The 19,318-nt window shown below is 41.9% G+C and carries 15 protein-coding genes; 10 read left to right on the forward strand and 5 right to left on the reverse strand.

Features of this window, described 5'->3' with window-relative positions; translation table 11 throughout:
* Nucleotides 1–5: 5 nt before the first annotated feature.
* Nucleotides 6–215: a DNA-dependent RNA polymerase subunit epsilon gene (locus GPS65_RS17675; protein ID WP_003211882.1), complete on the reverse strand. Its 210-nt coding sequence runs from the start codon at nucleotides 213–215 to the stop codon at nucleotides 6–8.
* A gap of 395 nt (nucleotides 216–610) precedes the next feature.
* Between GPS65_RS17675 and GPS65_RS17680 the strand changes: the two genes are divergently transcribed.
* The 3 genes from GPS65_RS17680 (at nucleotide 611) to GPS65_RS17690 (ending at nucleotide 5,416) form a co-directional block, all read left to right on the forward strand.
* A complete protein-coding gene (locus tag GPS65_RS17680) occupies nucleotides 611–1,390 on the forward strand; it encodes a Cof-type HAD-IIB family hydrolase (RefSeq protein WP_119124795.1) in 780 nt (259 codons plus the stop codon).
* 1,006 nt (nucleotides 1,391–2,396) lie between these two features.
* Nucleotides 2,397–3,788: an MFS transporter gene (locus GPS65_RS17685; protein WP_012010228.1), complete on the forward strand. Its 1,392-nt coding sequence runs from the start codon at nucleotides 2,397–2,399 to the stop codon at nucleotides 3,786–3,788.
* 23 nt (nucleotides 3,789–3,811) lie between these two features.
* Entirely contained in the window at nucleotides 3,812–5,416 is a 1,605-nt protein-coding gene (locus GPS65_RS17690) for a glycoside hydrolase family 43 protein (protein ID WP_012010227.1), read from the forward strand.
* Between the two features lie 49 nt (nucleotides 5,417–5,465).
* Here GPS65_RS17690 and xylR read toward each other — a convergent pair whose 3' ends face one another.
* On the reverse strand, nucleotides 5,466–6,626 hold the full coding sequence (gene xylR, locus GPS65_RS17695; protein ID WP_012010226.1) for a transcriptional repressor XylR: 1,161 nt from the start codon (nucleotides 6,624–6,626) through the stop codon (nucleotides 5,466–5,468).
* 213 nt (nucleotides 6,627–6,839) lie between these two features.
* On the opposite strand from xylR, the gene xylA reads away from it, so the two are divergent.
* From xylA to GPS65_RS17710, 3 genes are all read left to right on the forward strand, one after another.
* Nucleotides 6,840–8,177 (forward strand): xylose isomerase, encoded by a 1,338-nt coding sequence (gene xylA / locus GPS65_RS17700; protein WP_012010225.1) that lies wholly within the window; start codon nucleotides 6,840–6,842, stop codon nucleotides 8,175–8,177.
* Between the two features lie 35 nt (nucleotides 8,178–8,212).
* Complete coding sequence (xylB, locus tag GPS65_RS17705) at nucleotides 8,213–9,712, forward strand: xylulokinase (RefSeq protein WP_012010224.1); 1,500 nt, start codon at nucleotides 8,213–8,215, stop codon at nucleotides 9,710–9,712.
* A gap of 90 nt (nucleotides 9,713–9,802) precedes the next feature.
* A complete protein-coding gene (locus GPS65_RS17710; protein ID WP_012010223.1) occupies nucleotides 9,803–10,489 on the forward strand; it encodes a glycoside hydrolase family 11 protein in 687 nt (228 codons plus the stop codon).
* A gap of 243 nt (nucleotides 10,490–10,732) precedes the next feature.
* Here the strand turns inward: GPS65_RS17710 and GPS65_RS17715 are convergent, their stop codons facing one another.
* Nucleotides 10,733–12,775, reverse strand: coding sequence for a molybdopterin oxidoreductase family protein (locus GPS65_RS17715; protein WP_144468448.1), 2,043 nt, complete (start codon nucleotides 12,773–12,775; stop codon nucleotides 10,733–10,735).
* A gap of 121 nt (nucleotides 12,776–12,896) precedes the next feature.
* A complete protein-coding gene (locus GPS65_RS17720) occupies nucleotides 12,897–14,093 on the reverse strand; it encodes a cytochrome P450 (RefSeq protein ID WP_119124983.1) in 1,197 nt (398 codons plus the stop codon).
* A gap of 471 nt (nucleotides 14,094–14,564) precedes the next feature.
* Between GPS65_RS17720 and proC the strand changes: the two genes are divergently transcribed.
* From proC to GPS65_RS17740, 4 genes are all read left to right on the forward strand, one after another.
* Nucleotides 14,565–15,362 (forward strand): pyrroline-5-carboxylate reductase, encoded by a 798-nt coding sequence (gene proC / locus GPS65_RS17725; RefSeq protein ID WP_012010220.1) that lies wholly within the window; start codon nucleotides 14,565–14,567, stop codon nucleotides 15,360–15,362.
* A 27-nt stretch (nucleotides 15,363–15,389) separates the two neighbouring features.
* Entirely contained in the window at nucleotides 15,390–16,508 is a 1,119-nt protein-coding gene (proB, locus tag GPS65_RS17730) for a glutamate 5-kinase (RefSeq protein ID WP_119124982.1), read from the forward strand.
* Between the two features lie 13 nt (nucleotides 16,509–16,521).
* Nucleotides 16,522–17,790 carry a glutamate-5-semialdehyde dehydrogenase gene (locus GPS65_RS17735; protein WP_012010218.1) on the forward strand — a complete coding sequence of 423 codons (1,269 nt, stop codon included), beginning with the start codon at nucleotides 16,522–16,524 and terminating at the stop codon, nucleotides 17,788–17,790.
* Nucleotides 17,791–17,874: 84 nt separating this feature from the next.
* Complete coding sequence (locus GPS65_RS17740; protein WP_012010217.1) at nucleotides 17,875–18,435, forward strand: GNAT family N-acetyltransferase; 561 nt, start codon at nucleotides 17,875–17,877, stop codon at nucleotides 18,433–18,435.
* Nucleotides 18,436–18,678: 243 nt separating this feature from the next.
* On the opposite strand, the gene GPS65_RS17745 is transcribed toward GPS65_RS17740, so the two are convergent.
* Complete coding sequence (locus tag GPS65_RS17745; protein WP_119125699.1) at nucleotides 18,679–19,248, reverse strand: GNAT family N-acetyltransferase; 570 nt, start codon at nucleotides 19,246–19,248, stop codon at nucleotides 18,679–18,681.
* Nucleotides 19,249–19,318: the final 70 nt, after the last annotated feature.

Consider the following 19,318-nt stretch of genomic DNA (forward strand, 5'->3'; position numbering starts at 1 on the left):
TCCTCTCATAGCTCCAATACTTTAAAATTTTCACTTTCTCGTTCATAGTCTAAAAAAGCACCGTCTACAGGTTGAATGAATTCAATGTTGTAGCTATGTTTTTTCAACTTATCGCGTACGTCTCTTTCAGAAACTGCTTCAACGTATAGTGAATCTGTGTGTTCTCTTACAGGTACCTCAGTAGTACTTGCCTGAAAAAATACCTTATATATCATCCAAATCTCTCCTTAAATACCGTATGTTACACTCGCTATTTCTATTATATTAAAAAAACGCGCATAAGAAAAGTCTCTGAGAAAAAAGGACCCTCAGCAAATGTGCGGAAGATCCTTTTAAGCGATCGATTTTTTACGAAGCATGTCCTTCCATTGTCTTCTAATTTTCTTACGCAGACGACGAAGCATCACAGGTCGCCTCCTTTCGAATTGAAATTAGATTGTACCTTGTATTCCGTTCTCTCTTTATACTTGTATTATATGACGTTTCCATTGAATGTTACATGGTTATATGTGGGAAATGGGCGTTTTCATCGGAAGTGGTTTCGAAAGCAGAAATCTTTCTGTATGATGAAAGGGAGTAGGTATACATAACAAGAGACAGGAGACGGGATATGAATAAAAAAGTCATCTTCTTTGATATCGATGGTACTTTATATGATCATGATAAAAAGATACCTGAATCAACGAAACGAGCGGTTCATTTATTAAAAGAAAAAGGCCATCATCTCTTCATTGCATCTGGGCGTTCGCCTTTTTTAATTAAGCCTATTTTAGAGGAATTAGGGCTTGACTCCTTTATTGCTTATAACGGTCAGTATGTCATGTATGAGGGAGAAGTCATTTACGGCAATCCGCTTAAACTGGAGCTGATGGAGAAAATTTATGAAACGGCAGATCGTCAAGATCACCCGCTTGTTTTCATGGGGGAAAAAGCGCTGAAGGCTTCTGTGCCAAATCATCCGTTTATCCATGAGGGGATTGGGACTCTAAAAATAAAGCATCCTGAACATGATTTGTCTTACTTTAAAGAAAACGAGATTTTTCAAATACTGTTATTCTGTAAGGCAGAAGAGGAAGTCAAGTACGAGGCGTTCAGCGAAGAAATTGATCTTGTCAGGTGGCACGAGCTGTCAACAGATGTCGTGCCAAAGGGCGGTTCGAAAGCTGAAGGCATTAAACAAGTTATCGAAAGACTACCTTACGAACAAAAGGATACCGTTGCCTTTGGAGACGGTCTGAACGATCGAGAGATGATTTCATTTGCTGGTACAGGTGTCGCTATGGGAAATGCTGTGAATGAATTAAAGGATTTGGCTGATTTTGTGACAAAGCCAGTAGATGAAGACGGTATATTCCACGCAGTGACTCATCTAGGTCTGATTGAAGAATAAAAAAGAAGACCCATAGGTTATTGGGTCTTCTTTCAGCTTGTAGACAAAGTCTACAAGCTTTTTTGTATAATAAGGGTAATAACAATAATCTGTGGGGGATAAACATGTTATCGAAACGTGAAGAAGAAAGAAGAAATCAATTAGAAGTAGTGGCTTCCTTAAAAAACTAGCAAACTGGACATGGAAAGTACCATGTCCAGCGTAAAACACATGATGTTTTTCAAAAAAAATGTGAAAACCCCACTTTTACTTGAAGTAAAGGTAGGGTTTGTCTACGGTCTGAGACATCTTCCTAAGAAGATGTCTCAGCGTGTAGACAAACCCTCGCATTCGTTGTCAGTCCTGCGTGCTGGTGCTCACGAATGTCAAATTCGCTCCGCGCCAGTACTCGTCCTTCCTATACTGCAAAGGTTTTCTATCACGCTGAAAAGGAGACAAAGGGCTAAAATCAAGATCATTTTAGCCCTTTGTCAACAATCTGAAATAGGGTAAGAAAAAAGACATCTTCCTAAGAAGATGTCTTTTGCGTATTGAGGCGGAATAACCACACGCCACATTCGTGTGTGTCTCAAAGAGACATGTTACCCGACTTACACAATTCAGCTCATCGCTTGATTAATATAGCATGGGATGAGCTTGAATGCAACCCTTAAATCAATTCTTTCAGATTTCCACGTTAGTTCACAAAAATAAATGACAACATAGCAATTATTTGGATTATTTTTTCAAAAAATATTGAAAAGTCAGATCAGATTTTATAAAATGAATTCATCTTAGTTTGTTTGGTCAATAAACTAAGATGAGTTTCAAGTATTGATCCCTCTATTGAAGGAGATGATTCTGTCATTCGACTGTTTTGCTGCGCATTTGGGCTAAGCTGAAAAATTGAAATGTTCAGCTACATTTTTATCACAAATTGAAAGCGCTTTATATTTCCTGTATTGATTGCTGCTGCCCTCCATCATCTGTTCGTTAGAAGAGGCTAAGTGAAGAAGGGAGAAAGCTCATGGTTAGTGAGAATTTAAAGAAGATTCGTATGTCTGAAAAAGTGGGATATGCTTCAGGGGATTTCGCATGTAATTTGATTTACGCAACTGTCTCTACGTATCTATTATTTTTCTATACAGATGTGTACGGTTTATCAGCAGCAGCAGCAGGGACGATGTTTTTGGTTGTTCGCGCTATAGATGCGCTTGCAGATCCATTTATTGGTGCATTGGTGGACCGGACGAACAGCCGTTTTGGTAGATTCAGACCTTATTTGTTATTCGGCGCCTTTCCTTTTGTCGTACTTGCCATTCTTTGCTTTACAACACCTGACTTTTCCGAAATGGGTAAACTCATTTATGCCTACATCACGTATGTTGGTCTATCGCTTACATACACATTCATCAACGTTCCTTATGGTGCTTTAACTTCCGCAATGACAAGAAATAACCAAGAGGTTGTCAGTATTACGTCCGTTCGTATGGTGTTTGCCAATTTAGGCGGTCTGGTTGTGGCTTTTTTTGTTCCGTTTCTTGCGACCTTTTTAAGTGATACGACAGGAAATACAGCACTCGGCTGGCAGATGACGATGGCTTTTCTCGGCGTTCTTGGCGGCGCATTACTCATTTTCTGTTTTAAAAGCACAAATGAACGTGTCACGCTTCAAAAGCCAGAGGAAAAGATTAAATTCAGTGATATCTTTGTTCAGTTACGAGTGAATCGCCCGCTAGTTGTATTAAGTATTTTCTTTATTATTATTTTTGGTGTGAACTCGATCAGCAACTCTGTTGGGATCTATTATGTGACGTATAACCTTGGCAGAGAAGATTTAGTGAAATGGTACGGACTCATTGGCAGTCTACCAGCTTTAATGGTGCTGCCGTTTATTCCAAAGCTGCACAAGTTTTTAGGTAAGAAGAAACTGCTGAATTATTCTTTATCGCTGAATATTGTGGGTCTTCTTGCTTTACTTGTGATACCACCGAGTCAAATCACATTAATCCTGATTTTCAGGCTCGTTGCTGCTGCGGGGAGTATTACAGCCGGTGCTTACATGTGGGCACTCATTCCTGAGACCGTTGAATATGGCGAATATAAAACTGGAAAAAGGATGGGCGGACTGATCTACGCAGTCATTGGGTTTTTCTTTAAATTTGGAATGGCATTAGGCGGAATTGTTCCGGGGCTTGTACTCGATCGATTTGGCTATGTTGCAAATCAAATACAGACGCCAGAAGCATTGCTTGGCATTTTACTCACGGTAACAGTGATTCCTGTATGCTTGTTGATTTTAGCGATGATTGATATTAATTTTTATAACCTAGATGAAGAAAAGCACCAAGAAGTCGTGAGGGAGCTTGAGAATAGGGATCAAGTATATATCGATCATATGGATGATTTTAAAATGTAGGTCGTGAAAGAGGAGGAAGTTGAATGAAAATTACCAATCCAGTGCTGAGAGGATTTAATCCGGATCCAAGTATTTGCCGTGTAGGAGAAGATTATTACATGGCGGTCTCTACATTTGAATGGTTTCCAGGGGTGCAAATTTATCATTCGAAGGATCTCGTCCATTGGCGGCTTGCTGCGCGTCCTTTGCAAAAAACGTCGCAGCTGGACATGAAAGGGAATCCTGATTCTGGCGGAGTATGGGCACCGTGCCTGAGCTATGCAGATGGTCATTTTTGGCTCATTTATTCAGATATTAAAGTAGTGGATGGTCCATTTAAAGATGGTCATAATTATTTGGTGACAGCAAATGAAGTTGACGGTGATTGGAGTGAGCCGGTGAAGCTTAATAGCTCTGGCTTTGATCCCTCTTTATTTCATGACCAAAGCGGCAAGAAATACGTCTTAAATATGCTGTGGGACCATAGGGAAAAACACCATTCCTTTGCGGGTATTGCCCTGCAGGAATATAGCGTGACAGAAAAGAAACTCATTGGTGAGCGGAAGGTTATTTTTAAAGGCACACCGATTAAATTGACAGAAGCACCGCATCTTTATCACATTGGCGATTACTATTATTTATTAACAGCAGAAGGAGGCACCCGCTACGAGCATGCGGCAACAATTGCCCGTTCCCCGCAGATTGAAGGGCCTTATGAGGTTCATCCTGATAACCCAATTTTAAGTGCTTTTCACACACCTGAACATCCGCTTCAAAAATGCGGGCATGCTTCCATTGTTCAAACGCACACAAATGAATGGTATCTCGCCCATTTGACTGGTCGCCCTATTCAATCAAGCAAGGAATCTATTTTTCAACAGAGAGGGTGGTGTCCTTTAGGAAGAGAAACAGCAATTCAAAAGCTTGAATGGAAGGATGGCTGGCCGTATGTTGTGGGCGGAAAAGAAGGAGCACTGGAGGTTGAAGCACCAGCGATCAACGAAAAGGTTTTTGCTCCAACCTATCATACAGTCGATGAATTTAAAGAATCAACGTTAAATAGACACTTCCAAACATTAAGAATTCCTTTCACTGAACAGATCGGTTCATTAACGGAAAAACCTCAGCATTTAAGGTTATACGGTCAGGAATCTCTCACATCTAAGTTTACCCAAGCCTTTGTTGCAAGGCGCTGGCAAAGCTTTTATTTTGAAGCTGAGACAGCAGTATCGTTCTTTCCAGAGAATTTTCAGCAAGCTGCTGGTCTTGTGAATTATTATAATACGGAAAATTGGACGGCGCTTCAGGTGACATATGACGAGGAATTTGGCCGCATTCTTGAATTATCTGCCTGTCAAAACCTTTCCTTTTCTCAGCCATTGACACAAAAAATCGTCATTCCAGAGGAAGTCACCTATGTGTATTTAAAAGTGATCGTTCAGAAAGAAACATATACCTATTCTTATTCTTTTGATCAAAAAGACTGGAAGGACATTGATGTGATATTTGAATCTAGCCATCTATCTGATGACTTTATTCGAGGAGGAGGATTTTTTACAGGGGCATTTGTCGGCATGCAGTGCCAAGATACAAGTGGCGAGCGTCTGCCTGCTGATTTTAACTATTTCCGTTATGAGGAAACAGAATAAATAAAAAAAGACAACACGGTAAGAGCTGTCTTTTTTATCTAAGAATCTGTCATGGTGAGAGGGTGGCATCTTGCAGAAAGGCTTCAATGACGAGAGATGTCATCCCTAATACCGGTGCGTTATGTCCTAATGATGAAGGTAGCAGCTCGACATGTGAGCTGAATTGAGTATCTATCCTTGAGGATACTTCCTCTTGAATCACACGTAAAACTGTTGGCTGCGATTCAATCACTTTGTTTCGTAAAATAATTGCTTGGGGGTTAAAGGTATGCAGGACGTTTGTGAGACCGACCCCAAGGTAAAAACCAAAGTTGCGCAACGCATTGAGCGTTTTCATATCATTTAACGTTGCCAGCTGTTCCACATCTTGGTGGGAGATGGGCTTTTCATTTGTTTGAAGAGACTGAAACAAAGCTTTCTCAGATGCATACAACTCCCAGCAACCACGATTTCCGCAGCTGCATGTTGGTCCATTAAAGTCGATGGTCATATGTCCCATTTCACCAGAAAAGCCGTATGCACCTCTGTATAAATGATGATTAATAATAATCCCAATCCCAATACCAGTGCCGATGCTTGCATAAATCAAATGATCATAATGTTTAGCGGCCCCAAAGATTTTTTCACCATATGCACCGGCATTTGCTTCATTTTCAATGAAGACTGGTACTTGGAATGCGTCTTGGAGCGCCTTTTTCAGGTCAACATTTTTCCATTTAGAATGCGGCGTAAACACGATTTGCTGATCGGCATCCACTAGTCCCGGTATACATAGACCAATACCTATGAGTCCGTATGGGGAAGAGGGGATTTGGGACATCAACTGCTGTATTAATTCAGTTAATATGCGTATGGTCACATCAGGAGCACTTGATGGGAGGTTGATCTGCTCTTCGTGAAGGATGGACCCTTCAAGGTCGGTTAAAATGCCGTTGACATAATCAACGCCGACATCAATCCCGATGGAGCAGCCAGCACGTTTATTAAACATGAGTAAAACCGGTCTTCTCCCGCCGCTAGACTCACCTTGACCGATCTCATAGACGAGTTGCTCTTTCATTAATGTACTTACTTGAGAGGAAACAGTCGATTTATTTAACCCAGTGCGTTCAGATAATTTGGCTCTAGAAATTGGCGCATGCTGGAGAATTTCTTTTAATAATAGCTTTTGATTTATTTTTTTCACAAAGTTCTGATCAGCGATATCCATGTTATCCACTCCATTTGTTTCGTCTTTAGATTAAGTGAAGAAAAAACTGATTTTCTTCGTCTGTTATCTGTAAGAAGGATGATTTTAACTTTATTATAACGAAAATATTTCTAAAAAACTAAAAAATATGGAAAATTCAAAGTGAATGGATCATCAATTGAATATTAGTTTGTTGAATCAACTTACAAAGTGTAATCATAGGAGGAATAAAAGATGGCTAACTCAAATATGAAAACGTTACACAGCTTAGAAGGAATCGGAAAAATACAATTTGAAGGAAAACAATCAAAAAATCCACTCGCTTTTAAATCCTATAATCCAAGTGAAGTAATTGGCGGAAAAACAATGAAAGATCACCTGCGCTTCTCAGTCGCTTATTGGCATACATTGACTGCTGATGGAACAGACATGTTTGGAACTGGCACGATGCAGAGAGCATGGGACTCCTACAGCGGGATGGATTTAGCAAAAGCTAGATTGGAAGTTGCCTTTCAACTGTTTGATCTATTAGATGTCCCGTATTTTTCCTTCCATGACCGTGACATTGCACCGGAGGGAGATACGCTTCAAGAGACGAATCAACATTTAGACATCATTTTAGAAAGAATGAAAGAATACATGCGGGATAGCGGAGTCAAGCTACTGTGGAACACGGCCAACATGTTCAAGCATCCTAGATTTGTTCACGGCGCAGCGACATCTTGTCATGCAGATGTCTTTGCCTATGCAGCCGCACAGGTGAAAAAAGGCATCGAAACAGCTAAAGAACTTCGCGCAGAAAATTACGTTTTCTGGGGAGGACGAGAGGGATACGATACTCTGCTGAATACTGATATGAAAAGAGAGCTAGACCACATGGCGTCATTCTTGCATATGGCTGTTGATTATGCAAAGGAAATTGGATACACTGGCCAATTTTTAATTGAGCCTAAGCCGAAGGAGCCGACTACTCATCAATACGATGCAGATGCAGCGACATCTATCGCCTTTTTAAAGCAATACGGATTAGATACACATTTTAAATTGAACATTGAGGCGAATCATGCGACGCTTGCTGGCCATACGTTTGAGCATGAATTACGTGTCGCGAGAATACATGGATTGCTCGGTTCTGTGGATGCGAACCAAGGGAATACGCTACTTGGATGGGACACTGATGAATTTCCAACCGATTTATATGCCACAACGCTTGCCATGTATGAAATTCTGCAAAATGGCGGACTAGGTACTGGTGGTCTCAACTTTGATGCAAAAGTTAGAAGAGCTTCTTTTGAGCTTGAAGATATTTTGTATGCCCATATTGCGGGGATGGATGCATTCGCAAAAGGATTGAGGGTCGCTCATAGACTCATAGAAGATCGTGTGTTTGAAGATGTCATTAAGCACCGGTATCGCAGTTTTTCTGAAGGGATTGGCCGTGATATTTCAGAAGGAAAGGCAAACTTTCATATATTAGAAGAGTATGCATTGAAACATCCTTTAATCAGAAACGAATCGGGAAGAGAGGAACAGTTGAAAGCCCGGTTAAATCAATACTTGTTAGAAGATTGATAGAAGAAGCGGACCTGTTTTGAAGGAGTGAAGACATGAAGTATGTGATGGGAATTGACCTTGGAACGAGCGGAGTCAAAGCCATATTAGTCGATGAGGACGGAAAGGTATGCGGCGAGGCCACTAAGCCTTACCGCCTCATTCAAGATAAACCTGGATATTGTGAGCAGAACCCAGAGGAATGGGTTGAGCAAACAGTGGCTGCGATGAAAGAACTGATGGCAAGGCAGCCTGTCCTTTCAAAAAAAGTAGGGGGCATCAGCTTTTCTGGACAGATGCATGGGCTGGTTCTTTTAAATGAATCCCGCGAGGTGCTCCGCCCTGCGATTTTATGGAATGATACACGAACGACAGCGCAATGTATACACATCACAAACAAGCTGGGGGAACGGCTCCACCAAATAACGAAAAATCAAGCGCTAGAAGGATTCACACTACCAAAATTATTATGGGTAAAGGAACATGAACCAGAAATTGATCAACAAATCAACATGTTTTTACTTCCGAAAGATTATGTCAGATTTCGTTTAACAGGTTCTGTCCATATCGATTATTCTGATGCGGCTGGCACCTTGCTGTTAAATATTGGGGATCGAGCATGGAGTGAAGAGATTTGTCAGGTATTTGATATTCCTTTTCATATTTGCCCGCCGCTTGTCTCGTCAGAGGATGAGGTCGGAACCCTATTGCCGCACATTGCACGTGAAGCTGGGATTGAAGAGGGGGCCAAAGTCTTTGCTGGCGGGGCAGACAATGCTTGCGGAGCAATTGGAGCTGGCATTTTATCTTCTGGCCGCACGTTATGCAGCATTGGCACATCTGGCGTCATTCTTTCTTACGAAGAGGATCATGAAAGAGCGCTGCAAGGAAACTTGCATTTGTTTCATCATGCAAAAAAAGATGCTTTATATACAATGGGTGTGACGCTTTCAGCAGGATATAGCCTGAACTGGGTAAAGCATTTACTATCCCCAGAGGAATCGTTCCAATCACTACTAGAAGGTGCGGTTGATGTTGCGCCTGGAGCGAATGGATTGCTCTTCACACCCTATTTAGTAGGAGAAAGAACACCTCATGCGGATTCTATCATTCGTGGAAGTTTGATTGGGTTAGACAGCAGGCATGAAAGGGCACATGTCGTCAGGGCTGTGCTAGAAGGGATTACCTTTTCGTTAAATGAATCGATCGCCTTATTTCGGCAAGCAGGGAAACACATAGATTCTATTGTCTCCATTGGAGGCGGCGCGAGAAGCCGGACATGGCTTCAAATGCAAGCAGACATTTTTCAGGCTGAGGTCATCCAGTTAGACAATGAACAAGGGCCTGCTTTAGGTGCAGCGATGCTTGCCGCCGTTGGCTGCGGCTGGTATCCATCGCTTGAGGCATGTGCAGATCAGTTTATTCATCAAGCTGGTGTCTATGAACCAGAGCAGAAACATGCAAATCTATATGCTGATCTATTTCATCTGTATCAACAGATTTATACACAAACAAGAGATATCCATGCCGGATTAGCGCAATACCGATCCATCTAGCAGAAAAGGGTGATATGAAAGGAGGTGATGGGTTCGCTTCATCTTAGAGAAGTCAGAACAATTTAATTGGAAAAAGGAGAGGGATGGAAAATGAATTTGAAAAGATTGAGGCTGTTGTTTGTATTGTGTATTGGATTTGTGCTGACACTGACGGCTGTGCCAGCTCATGCGGAAACGATTTATGATAATAGAATCGGCACACACGGCGGATACGATTTTGAGTTATGGAAGGATTACGGAAATACCTCTATGACACTTAACAATGGCGGCGCATTTAGCGCGCAATGGAACAATATCGGAAATGCTCTGTTTCGAAAAGGGAAGAAGTTTGATTCCACTAAAACTCATCATCAACTTGGTAACATCTCCATCAATTACAACGCAGCCTTTAACCCAGGCGGGAATTCCTACTTATGTGTCTACGGCTGGACACAATCTCCATTAGCTGAATACTACATTGTTGAGTCATGGGGCACATATCGCCCAACAGGAACGTATAAAGGATCATTTTATGCCGATGGTGGCACATATGACATTTATGAAACGCTACGTGTCAACCAACCTTCTATTATTGGAGACGCTACCTTTAAGCAATATTGGAGTGTACGTCAAACAAAACGTACGAGCGGAACTGTATCGGTCAGTCAGCATTTCAGAAAATGGGAAAGCCTAGGTATGCCGATGGGGAAAATGTATGAAACAGCATTGACTGTAGAAGGCTACCGAAGCAACGGAAGTGCGAATGTGTTTACCAACCAGCTGATGATTGGACGATAATAGAATACAAAAAAGCCAGCAGTTTTTTGCTGGCTCCAGCGTGTAGACAAACCCTCGCATTCGTTGTCAGTCCTGCGTGCTGGTGCTCACGAATGTCAAATTCGCTCCGCGCCAGTACTCGTCCTTCCTATACTGCAAAGGTTTTCTATCACGCTGCAAAGAAGACAAAGTGCTAAAATCAAGATCATTTTAGCACTTTGTCAACAATTTGAAGCCAGCAGTTTTTGCTGGCTTTTCTTCTGTCTATGATAACTTTTCAACTTCAACTCTGCCAGAAAAGAACGTCGCACCGCCGCCCATATCTGCTAGCCGATCAGGTGTTAGTCCATTGACTAGCTGTTTTTTGCCTTTTTGATCTGCCCATAATCCTTGGCTCACCACAACACCTGATAAGACATTTTGACCAACTGACACGACAAGCTCGCATTCACCCCGGTCATTCAGCACACGCACCATATCACCATCTTCAATCTCTCTTGCCTTTGCATCCTCTTCATTCATATGAAGCTTAGGAAACTTCTCGAGTTTTTGATGCTTTTCATGAAGAGAGAAGGTCGAGTTAAGGAAATTATGATTCGGACCCGGTATAAAGGTAAGTGGATATTCGCTTTCCTGATAGAGGGGCACATAGGTTGGAAGCGCTGGATACCCGTCTTTTTTCATTTGTTCAGAATAAAGCTCAATTTTACCGCTCGGAGTAGAGAGCTTTAAGTCCTGGAAAGGTCCTCTTTTTGCTTTGATCCATTTCTTTTCTTTTAATGCCTCGTATGAAATGTCCTCATAATGCGGATTTTCTGGATGATGAAGGGCTTGTTCCATAAGTTCCGCATCTGTCTCGCGGAAGGCTTCATCTTCAAAGCCCATCGCATGAGCTAACAAGCGAAATACTTCTGTATTGGATTTGCTTTCTCCATAGCGTTCAATCACTGGCTCTTGAATTTGAATATAGTGGTGCCAGTATGATGTATAGAAATCCTCATTTTCAAAGGCGGATGTGGCAGGCAGGACAATGTCTGCATACTTAGCTGTCTCTGTCAGAAATAGATCATGAACGACTGTAAATAAGTCCTCTCTCAGCAAACCTTCTCTTACTTTATTTGCTTCAGGCGTGACAACGGCTGGGTTTGACGAGTAGACAAAGAGTGCATCTATGGAAGGCGCTGCATTCGTCAGCACACTGCCAAGCTGATTCATATTAAATGACCTAGGCGTGTGGTCCTTTAATAGATCTGGCCGCTGAAGAGCTGTTTCATTATAGCTCAGAAAAGAAGAGTTTGATTTCATCGCACCGCCGCCCTTATGGAGCCACTGACCAGTCAGAGCAGGGAGGCAGGAAATAGTTCGAATGCTCATCCCGCCATTATCATGGTGCTGCAACCCATTGCCAATACGAATAAGAGATGGTGATGTCTCTGCATACATTCTTGCAAGTGTCACGATGTCCTCTTTTGAAACCCCAGTGATCTCCTCAACTGTGTCTGGATCATACTGTTTCACATGCTCACGCAGCTCCTGATGACCGGTTGTATACGTTTCTAAAAAGGCTTCATCTGTCAGTCCTTCTTTAAAAAGGACATGCATGATGCCAAGTGCAAGGGCACTGTCAGTACCAGGTCGAAGCGGAATGAACCAATCTGCCATCCGGCCAGTTTGGTTTTTGTGAACATCAATCACAACAATCTTTGCTCCTTGCTTTCGGGCTTTTTGCGCGAGGGTGATTTGGTGCATATTGGTCGACACAGCATTGATTCCCCAAAAGATGAATAGTTTCGTATGAATGGTGTCTTCTGGGTCAGTTCCGATGCTTGCACCCATTGTATATTTATAGCCGGTCGTTCCTGCTGACTGACAGATGGTTCGGTCTAACTGACTTGAACCAAGACGATAGAAAAAGCGGCGGTCCATGCCTTCAGCATTCAGATTGCCCATATTCCCATAGAAGCTGTATGGCAGAATACTTTCTGGACCTTTTTCGTCAATGAGCTTTGTCCATTTTTGCCGAATGGTTTCAATGGCTTCTTCCCACGTAATCGGCGCAAATTGCCCATCGCCTTTTCGGCCGACACGCTTCAAAGGAGTCGTCAATCGTTTTTCATCATATAAACGAGCTGTGACATTCCGCACTTTGTTACATATGTTGCCTTGGGTGACGGGGTGGTCTGGATCTCCCTGCACTTTTACGATCTTTCCATTTTCTTTATGTATCAAAAGACCGCACTGATCTGGGCAATCTAACGAACAAACTGATTTGAATATTCCGTCTTTCATTGCTGTATAATCGGTCATGAATTTTTGGCTCCTTTTCTGAAATCCGTTATCTCTTTGTATGGACTTTATTTTAGCATGTTCAGAGATGGAAGGTAAGAAAGAGATGATGAATTGAAAAAAAGCCCCTTAAGAGGGACTTTTAAAAACGGGTGACTTGTACAGGAAATTCTTTTACTCCAAAAACAAATGTGCTTTGGATAGGTTTTAGCTGATCTGCAACGCAGGTGATGTCTTGAAACGTCTGGAGTAAAACTTCAAGTGCAATGTTGCTCTCAAGACGGGCAAGCGGTGCGCCGAGACAAAAATGAATACCGAAGCCAAAGCTCATATGCGGGTTTGATTTCCGGTCAAGACGGAACGTATCTGGATCGTCAAATTTCTGTTCATCGCGATTTGCTGAAGCGACCCAGCTAATGAGATAGTCTCCTTTTTTAATTTTTGAGCCTGCAATCTCAACATCCTCGGCCGCGATTCGCCCAATGGCTTGAACAGGTGGGTAATAGCGTAACGTTTCCTCGGTCAATTGAGGAATAAGAGGAGGGTCTTGCCGTACGGCTTCGGCGATATGCGGCTGCTCTGTTAGCAGTCTTACTGCATTTGTAATCAAATTGGTCGTTGTCTCATTACCGGCAACAAGTAATAGAATACAAAAACCAAGCAGTTCATCCTCGGTTAAACGCTCACCGTCGATTTCTGCTTGAATGAGAAGTGAGATCAGATCATCAGTAGGTGATTCTTTTCGTTTTTGGATCAAGTGAGTAAAATAAGCGGACAGCTCTTCCTCTGCGCGTTTCTGCATATCGACTACTGCTTGAATGGCTTCTTTTGATTCATCCTTTGCACCTGCTACTAGGGCATCAGAATGTTTCTTAATGAACGCTCTATCCTTTACCTCTGCGCCGAGAAGCTCAGCAATGATCATGACAGGCAGGGGAGCTGCTAGATCTTGGACGATATCAAACGTACGCTGATCCTTGACTTGTTGCAGCAGGTCATGTGTCAGGTCTCTAATGTTATCTTCTAATTGTTTGATCGCTTTTGGTGTGAATGCTTTATTCACGAGTGCTCTCATTTTTGTATGTTTTGGCGGGTCCATCGTTAAAATACTCGTTTTCGTTGTGCTTCTTCCTCGCTGTGATGAGAACACTTTTGGCTGCTTCAGAACAGACTGGATATCCGCATATCGAAAGAGATCCCAGCACTTTCTTGTTTCATCATATCTAATATCACTCTGCGCACGTAGCTCATTGTAAATAGGGAATGGGAAAAGAAGGTCATCGGTCGAACGGATTTCTTTCATTGGAATGACATTGATATAGTTTTCTTTCACTTTCATTATGAACGCTCCTTTTTCACTTGGTTTCTCTTTCACGGTATCACCCGTAAAATATCATTTCAACGGACATGTTTTCTAAAATATGTCAATAGTCTAATCGGAAGATTCAAGCACATTCGTCGTATAGGAAAATAGAAATCCATTAAAAATGATAGCGCTTTCTATAAAATAGAATTGAAGTCACCGAAACCAAAAATAAAATGGGGAATTCAGTCGAACGAAAGGGTACTATGATGCAAATACGAATAGTTCTTTAGATCTAAATTGTTGTTTTACAAAAGCGCAGTCAGTATACATACAGCAAGCGGTTGAATGCCTATTCGGGACTTTTGAAAAGCGCTGGCTCTTTCTTGACACGATTTCTCATCATGTTACGATAACTAACGTGCGAAAAACACGAACAAAAAGCGAACAAGGGAGAGGATCAATATCATTGATCAAAAGAAAGTTGCTTTCATTGGAGCAGGTTCTATGGCGGAAGGAATGATTGCAGGGATTGTGCGATCAGGACAAATGCCGCCGGGCCAAATATACGCAACAAACAGACAAAATCAACTTCGATTGAATGAACTAACGACACGTTACGGAATACAAACAGCCACAATGGATTCTTTTCCTTTTGAAGAAATGGATATGTTGATCCTAGCCATGAAGCCAAAGGATGCTGAAACAGCACTTGAATCGTTAAAACCTCATATTCAGAGAGACCAGCTGATCTTGTCTGTCCTTGCAGGCGTGAAGCAATCCTATATTGAAGATATGCTGCATGAAGGGCAGCCCGTGATGAGGGTCATGCCGAATACGTCAAGTACGATCGGGGCTTCAGCGACCGCTTTATGTGCTGGGCGTTATGTGAAAGACGACCATATCAGCATGAGTCAGGCTCTTTTATCTGAAATGGGTGAAGTGTATACCATTCAGGAAGAACAAATGGATATTTTTACTGGAATTGCCGGAAGCGGACCAGCCTATTTTTATTTCTTAATGGAAAGAATCGAAGAAGCAGGGGAAGAAGCAGGTTTATCTAAGGAATTGTCTCGCCAAATTGGCGCGCAGACACTTCTCGGTGCTGCGAAAATGCTGCAAGAAACAGAGGAAGACCCTTCTGCATTAAGAGAGAAAATTACGTCACCAAATGGAACAACTGCGGCAGGACTGAATGCATTAGATGATTTTGGCGGAGGAGAAGCCATCAAGCAGGCCGTCAAACATGCTGCCAATCGATCAAAAGAAATCAGCAAACAGCAAAAACAAAAAGTATCTATATAAATAGAGCTCAAATACAGGAGTGATAAGGTGTACGCAGATAAAGAGAGAAAACGAATTGTTGTGAAAATCGGAAGCAGCTCTCTTACTAGCTTTCAAGGGGAGATTAGTTTAAAAAAACTAGAAAACCTCGTCAATCAAATTGTGAAACTCAAAGATGAAGGACATGAAGTCATTTTGGTTTCATCTGGTGCGGTTGCAGCTGGTTACCGAAAACTAGGATTTATCGATAGACCCAAAACACTGCCGGAAAAACAGGCATCTGCCTCGATAGGGCAAGGGCTTTTAATGGAATCATATTCTACTTTATTTTTATCACACGGTTATATTGCTTCACAGCTTTTAATCACAAGAAGTGATTTTTCAGATGAAACGCGCTATCAAAATGTGCGGAACACAATGAATGTGTTATTAGATCGAGGCATCATTCCGATTATCAATGAAAATGATACAGTGACGATTAATCGCTTGAAGTTCGGAGATAACGATACATTGTCTGCAAAAGTAGCTGGACTCATTGATGCGGATTTCCTTGCCATTTTATCTGATATTGATGGCCTGTATGAAGAGAACCCGCATACAAATCCGAATGCGAAAAGAATCCTTGAAGTCACAGACATCACAGAAGACATCGAAGCAGCAGCTGGAGATGCAGGTAGCAGTGTGGGCACAGGCGGAATGAAATCAAAGCTCGATGCGTTTAAAATTTCAATGGCTGCTGGTATCAATGGCTTTTTAGGCAAAGCGGATACGCCTCACATTTTAGACAAAGCAATCAACGGAACAGAGGATGGCACTTATTTTACCGCTGATGAAAACTTAGCACCGCTGAATTACAAGAAGCAGTGGATTGCCTTTCATTCTGGACCAAAAGGCGAGATCGTTGTGCAAAAGAAATCACAGGAACATCTTATGCACCGGGAGAAATGCCTTGATTCTGATGGGATTGTCAATGTAAAAGGTTCGTTTAAAAAAGGCGATGTCGTCCGTATTTTAGATCAAGATGAAAGAGAAATCGGGCTTGGTATTGTGAATTATCCATCTGAAGAACTGGCACTAAGCCGTGATTCGTTACAGGATGAAGTGGTTCATGTCGTCGATCTTGAAGCTTTTGTTTGTCATTTAGATTTATCGATACCAGTTTGCTAAAGGGAGGAATTTCATGACACTGACAGCTGAAGTTGTCACATCGGTCAAAGAAAAAGCGAAAAAAGCAAAGCACGTTTCAAAAAAACTAGGTTTACTTCATACAGAGGATAAAAACGAGGCACTGCTTAAACTAGCAGAAGCGTTAGAACAAAATAGCACGTTCATTTTACAAGAGAACCAAAAGGATATAGATGCCGGGAAGGAGAAGGGCTTTTCAGAGGCACTCTTGGATCGTTTAATGTTAAATGAAGAAAGAATTCATGAGTTTGCCGAAAGCTTGAGGCTTGTGACGAGATTAACAGATCCTGTTGGAGAAATATTGGATGAATGGACTCTTGAAAACGGCTTACATGTGAAAAGCCGAAGAGTACCGCTCGGTGTGATCGGGATGATCTATGAAGCGAGACCGAACGTCACTGTCGATGCAGCAGGACTTGCCCTTAAAGCAGGTAACGCAGTGATTTTAAAAGGCGGTTCCTCCGCTATTTCTTCCAACAAAGCGATCGTGAGTGTGATTCATCAAGCATTGGATCAAACAAAAATTCCGCGTGATGCGGTGCAATTGATAGAACAAACAGATCGTTCATCGGTTCAAGCTATGTTCCATCTAAAAGAATGGATTGATGTCTTGATTCCGCGAGGCGGAGCTTCTTTAATCAAAACAGTGGTTGAACAATCTACCATTCCCGTCCTTGAAACAGGAACAGGAAACTGTCATGTCTTTATTGATCAAACAGCCAATGTGAAAAAAGCGATTGAGATCGTCATCAATGCAAAAACGAATCGTCCAGCAGTATGTAATGCACTTGAAACGCTGATCATCCATCGCGATTGGCTGAAAGAAAATGCGGCATCATTGAATGATGCCCTGCTTGAGCACGATGTCACCGTACATGGTGACGAGGCTGCATTGTCTCATTTTTCAAATGCCATTCTTGCTGAGGAAGTAGACTGGACAGATGAGTATTTAAGTCTTGATCTTGCCATAAAGGTAGTCGATTCAATCGAGGAAGCGATCCAGCATATTGAGAAATACGGTACAAAACATTCAGAAGCCATCGTGACAGAGGATGAAGAGCAGGCACTCATATTTTTAAACGAAGTCGATGCGGCGGCAGTTTATCATAACGCATCTACTCGCTTTACAGACGGTGGTGCACTTGGATATGGAGCTGAAATTGGCATCTCCACACAAAAATTGCACGCCAGAGGTCCAATGGGGCTGCCAGCACTCACAACAACGAAGTTACTTCTGTCTGGTGACGGTCAGATTAGAAGCTAGATGAGATTCAAAAAACACTACCTTTTTTCATGGGGTAGTGTTTTTTAGTGTATGATGAAAGGATAGATGAGAAAGGGGTATGACATGGAGAATATCAACTTATCCATTTATTTGAGAGATTTTATAGAAGACGATGCTGAAGCGCTGACAACACTTGAATATGAAAATCGTGATTTCTTTCAGCCCTTTACTTCATTGAGACAAGAACATTTTTACACCATACCTGAGCAATTGAAGCGAATTCAGATGTATCAGAAAGGTCGGAAAAACGATGAGACATATGCAAAGGGTATTTTTCATCGTGAGACCAATCAACTCATTGGATCGATTACACTGTCTGGTATTGTCAGAGATGTGATTCAAAGTGCTTGGCTTGGCTACGGTCTTGATCAAAATCAAAATGGTAAAGGCTACACAACTCAAGCCATTGCGCTCATGCTTGATGAGGCATTTCAAAAGCTTGACCTGCATAGGATAGAGGCAGGTGTTCAGCCTCATAACCGCGGGTCTATTCGAGTACTTGAAAAAGCAGGCTTTCAAAAAGAAGGTCTATCTAGGCAAAATGTGAAAATTAATGGAGAATGGAAAGATCATTATTTATTTGCCATATTGTCTACAGATGAACGACCTAGTATTCTATCATGATAAAAACTCCCTATACGAGGGAGTTTCAGCGTGTAGACAAACCATCGCATTCGTTGTCAGGTCTGCGCTTCGGTGCTCACGAATGTCAAATTCGCTCCGCTCCGGTGCTCGTCCTTCCTAGACTTTAAAGGTTTTCTATCACGCTGAAAAGAAGAAAAAGGGCTAAAATGATGATCATTTTAGCCCTTTTTCAACAATCTGAAACTCCTATTACGAGGGAGTTTTTTTATCGTTTCCATGCATTCATTTGTTACAGCAGGTTTTCTTCATCACTTTCTCAAACTTAAAAAATTCAAATTCCTCAGGTGCTGTGTGCTCACTTTCTCTCTCATCCTCTTGAGGTGCGTTTGGATCTTGATGTTTCATATGATAAAACTCCACAATTTGAAAGCCGCATTTATTGACATAGAAGTGAATGTTGCGTTTTTCAAAATATGGGGTCACAACCTCCCAGACAATCGTTTCTGGATATTGCGCCTCAATGGCTTTCCATGCTGCCTGACCAATGCCTTTTCCGTGTGAGGATGAAGAGATGTATAATAGGTCAACTGAATTGTGGTTGGTCTCTTGGTTGATTTTAATAACCACGCCGCCTGCCTTTTCGCCATTTAGCATAATATGATAAACAATGTGGTCATTCGAATGAAAAGATGCGTCAATCACATCATCTGGAGGAATCGGCCCGTCATGCGCATCGCCAAATGCGTCAATCACGCCAGCTGTAAAAGCTTTCTGTAGCTCATTTTTCATAAAAGGGAAGTCTTCTTTTTTTGCAAGTTCTAATGTCACTTCATGTTGAGTGATGTTGTTCATGTTTTTATCCTTTCCAAGCGTAATAGTGTTCTGCATGTTATCATAAAGGGTGGAGTAACTCCATAGTCAA

This window comes from Bacillus pumilus (assembly GCF_009937765.1).
GTDB classification, from domain to species: domain Bacteria; phylum Bacillota; class Bacilli; order Bacillales; family Bacillaceae; genus Bacillus; species Bacillus pumilus_O.

Excerpts from the sequence above, each read along its gene's own strand:
- xylB (WP_012010224.1), top strand. The coding sequence starts at position 8,213 with ATGAAGTATGTGATGGGAATTGACCTTGGAACGAGCGGAGTCAAAGCC.
- GPS65_RS17735 (WP_012010218.1), top strand. The coding sequence starts at position 16,522 with ATGACACTGACAGCTGAAGTTGTCACATCGGTCAAAGAAAAAGCGAAA.
- GPS65_RS17675 (WP_003211882.1), bottom strand. The coding sequence starts at position 215 with ATGATATATAAGGTATTTTTTCAGGCAAGTACTACTGAGGTACCTGTA.
- GPS65_RS17740 (WP_012010217.1), top strand. The coding sequence starts at position 17,875 with ATGGAGAATATCAACTTATCCATTTATTTGAGAGATTTTATAGAAGAC.
- GPS65_RS17715 (WP_144468448.1), bottom strand. The coding sequence starts at position 12,775 with ATGACCGATTATACAGCAATGAAAGACGGAATATTCAAATCAGTTTGT.
- GPS65_RS17710 (WP_012010223.1), top strand. The coding sequence starts at position 9,803 with ATGAATTTGAAAAGATTGAGGCTGTTGTTTGTATTGTGTATTGGATTT.
- GPS65_RS17690 (WP_012010227.1), top strand. The coding sequence starts at position 3,812 with ATGAAAATTACCAATCCAGTGCTGAGAGGATTTAATCCGGATCCAAGT.
- GPS65_RS17685 (WP_012010228.1), top strand. The coding sequence starts at position 2,397 with ATGGTTAGTGAGAATTTAAAGAAGATTCGTATGTCTGAAAAAGTGGGA.
- GPS65_RS17745 (WP_119125699.1), bottom strand. The coding sequence starts at position 19,248 with ATGAACAACATCACTCAACATGAAGTGACATTAGAACTTGCAAAAAAA.
- proC (WP_012010220.1), top strand. The coding sequence starts at position 14,565 with ATGGCGGAAGGAATGATTGCAGGGATTGTGCGATCAGGACAAATGCCG.
- GPS65_RS17720 (WP_119124983.1), bottom strand. The coding sequence starts at position 14,093 with ATGAAAGTGAAAGAAAACTATATCAATGTCATTCCAATGAAAGAAATC.
- xylR (WP_012010226.1), bottom strand. The coding sequence starts at position 6,626 with ATGGATATCGCTGATCAGAACTTTGTGAAAAAAATAAATCAAAAGCTA.
- GPS65_RS17680 (WP_119124795.1), top strand. The coding sequence starts at position 611 with ATGAATAAAAAAGTCATCTTCTTTGATATCGATGGTACTTTATATGAT.
- xylA (WP_012010225.1), top strand. The coding sequence starts at position 6,840 with ATGGCTAACTCAAATATGAAAACGTTACACAGCTTAGAAGGAATCGGA.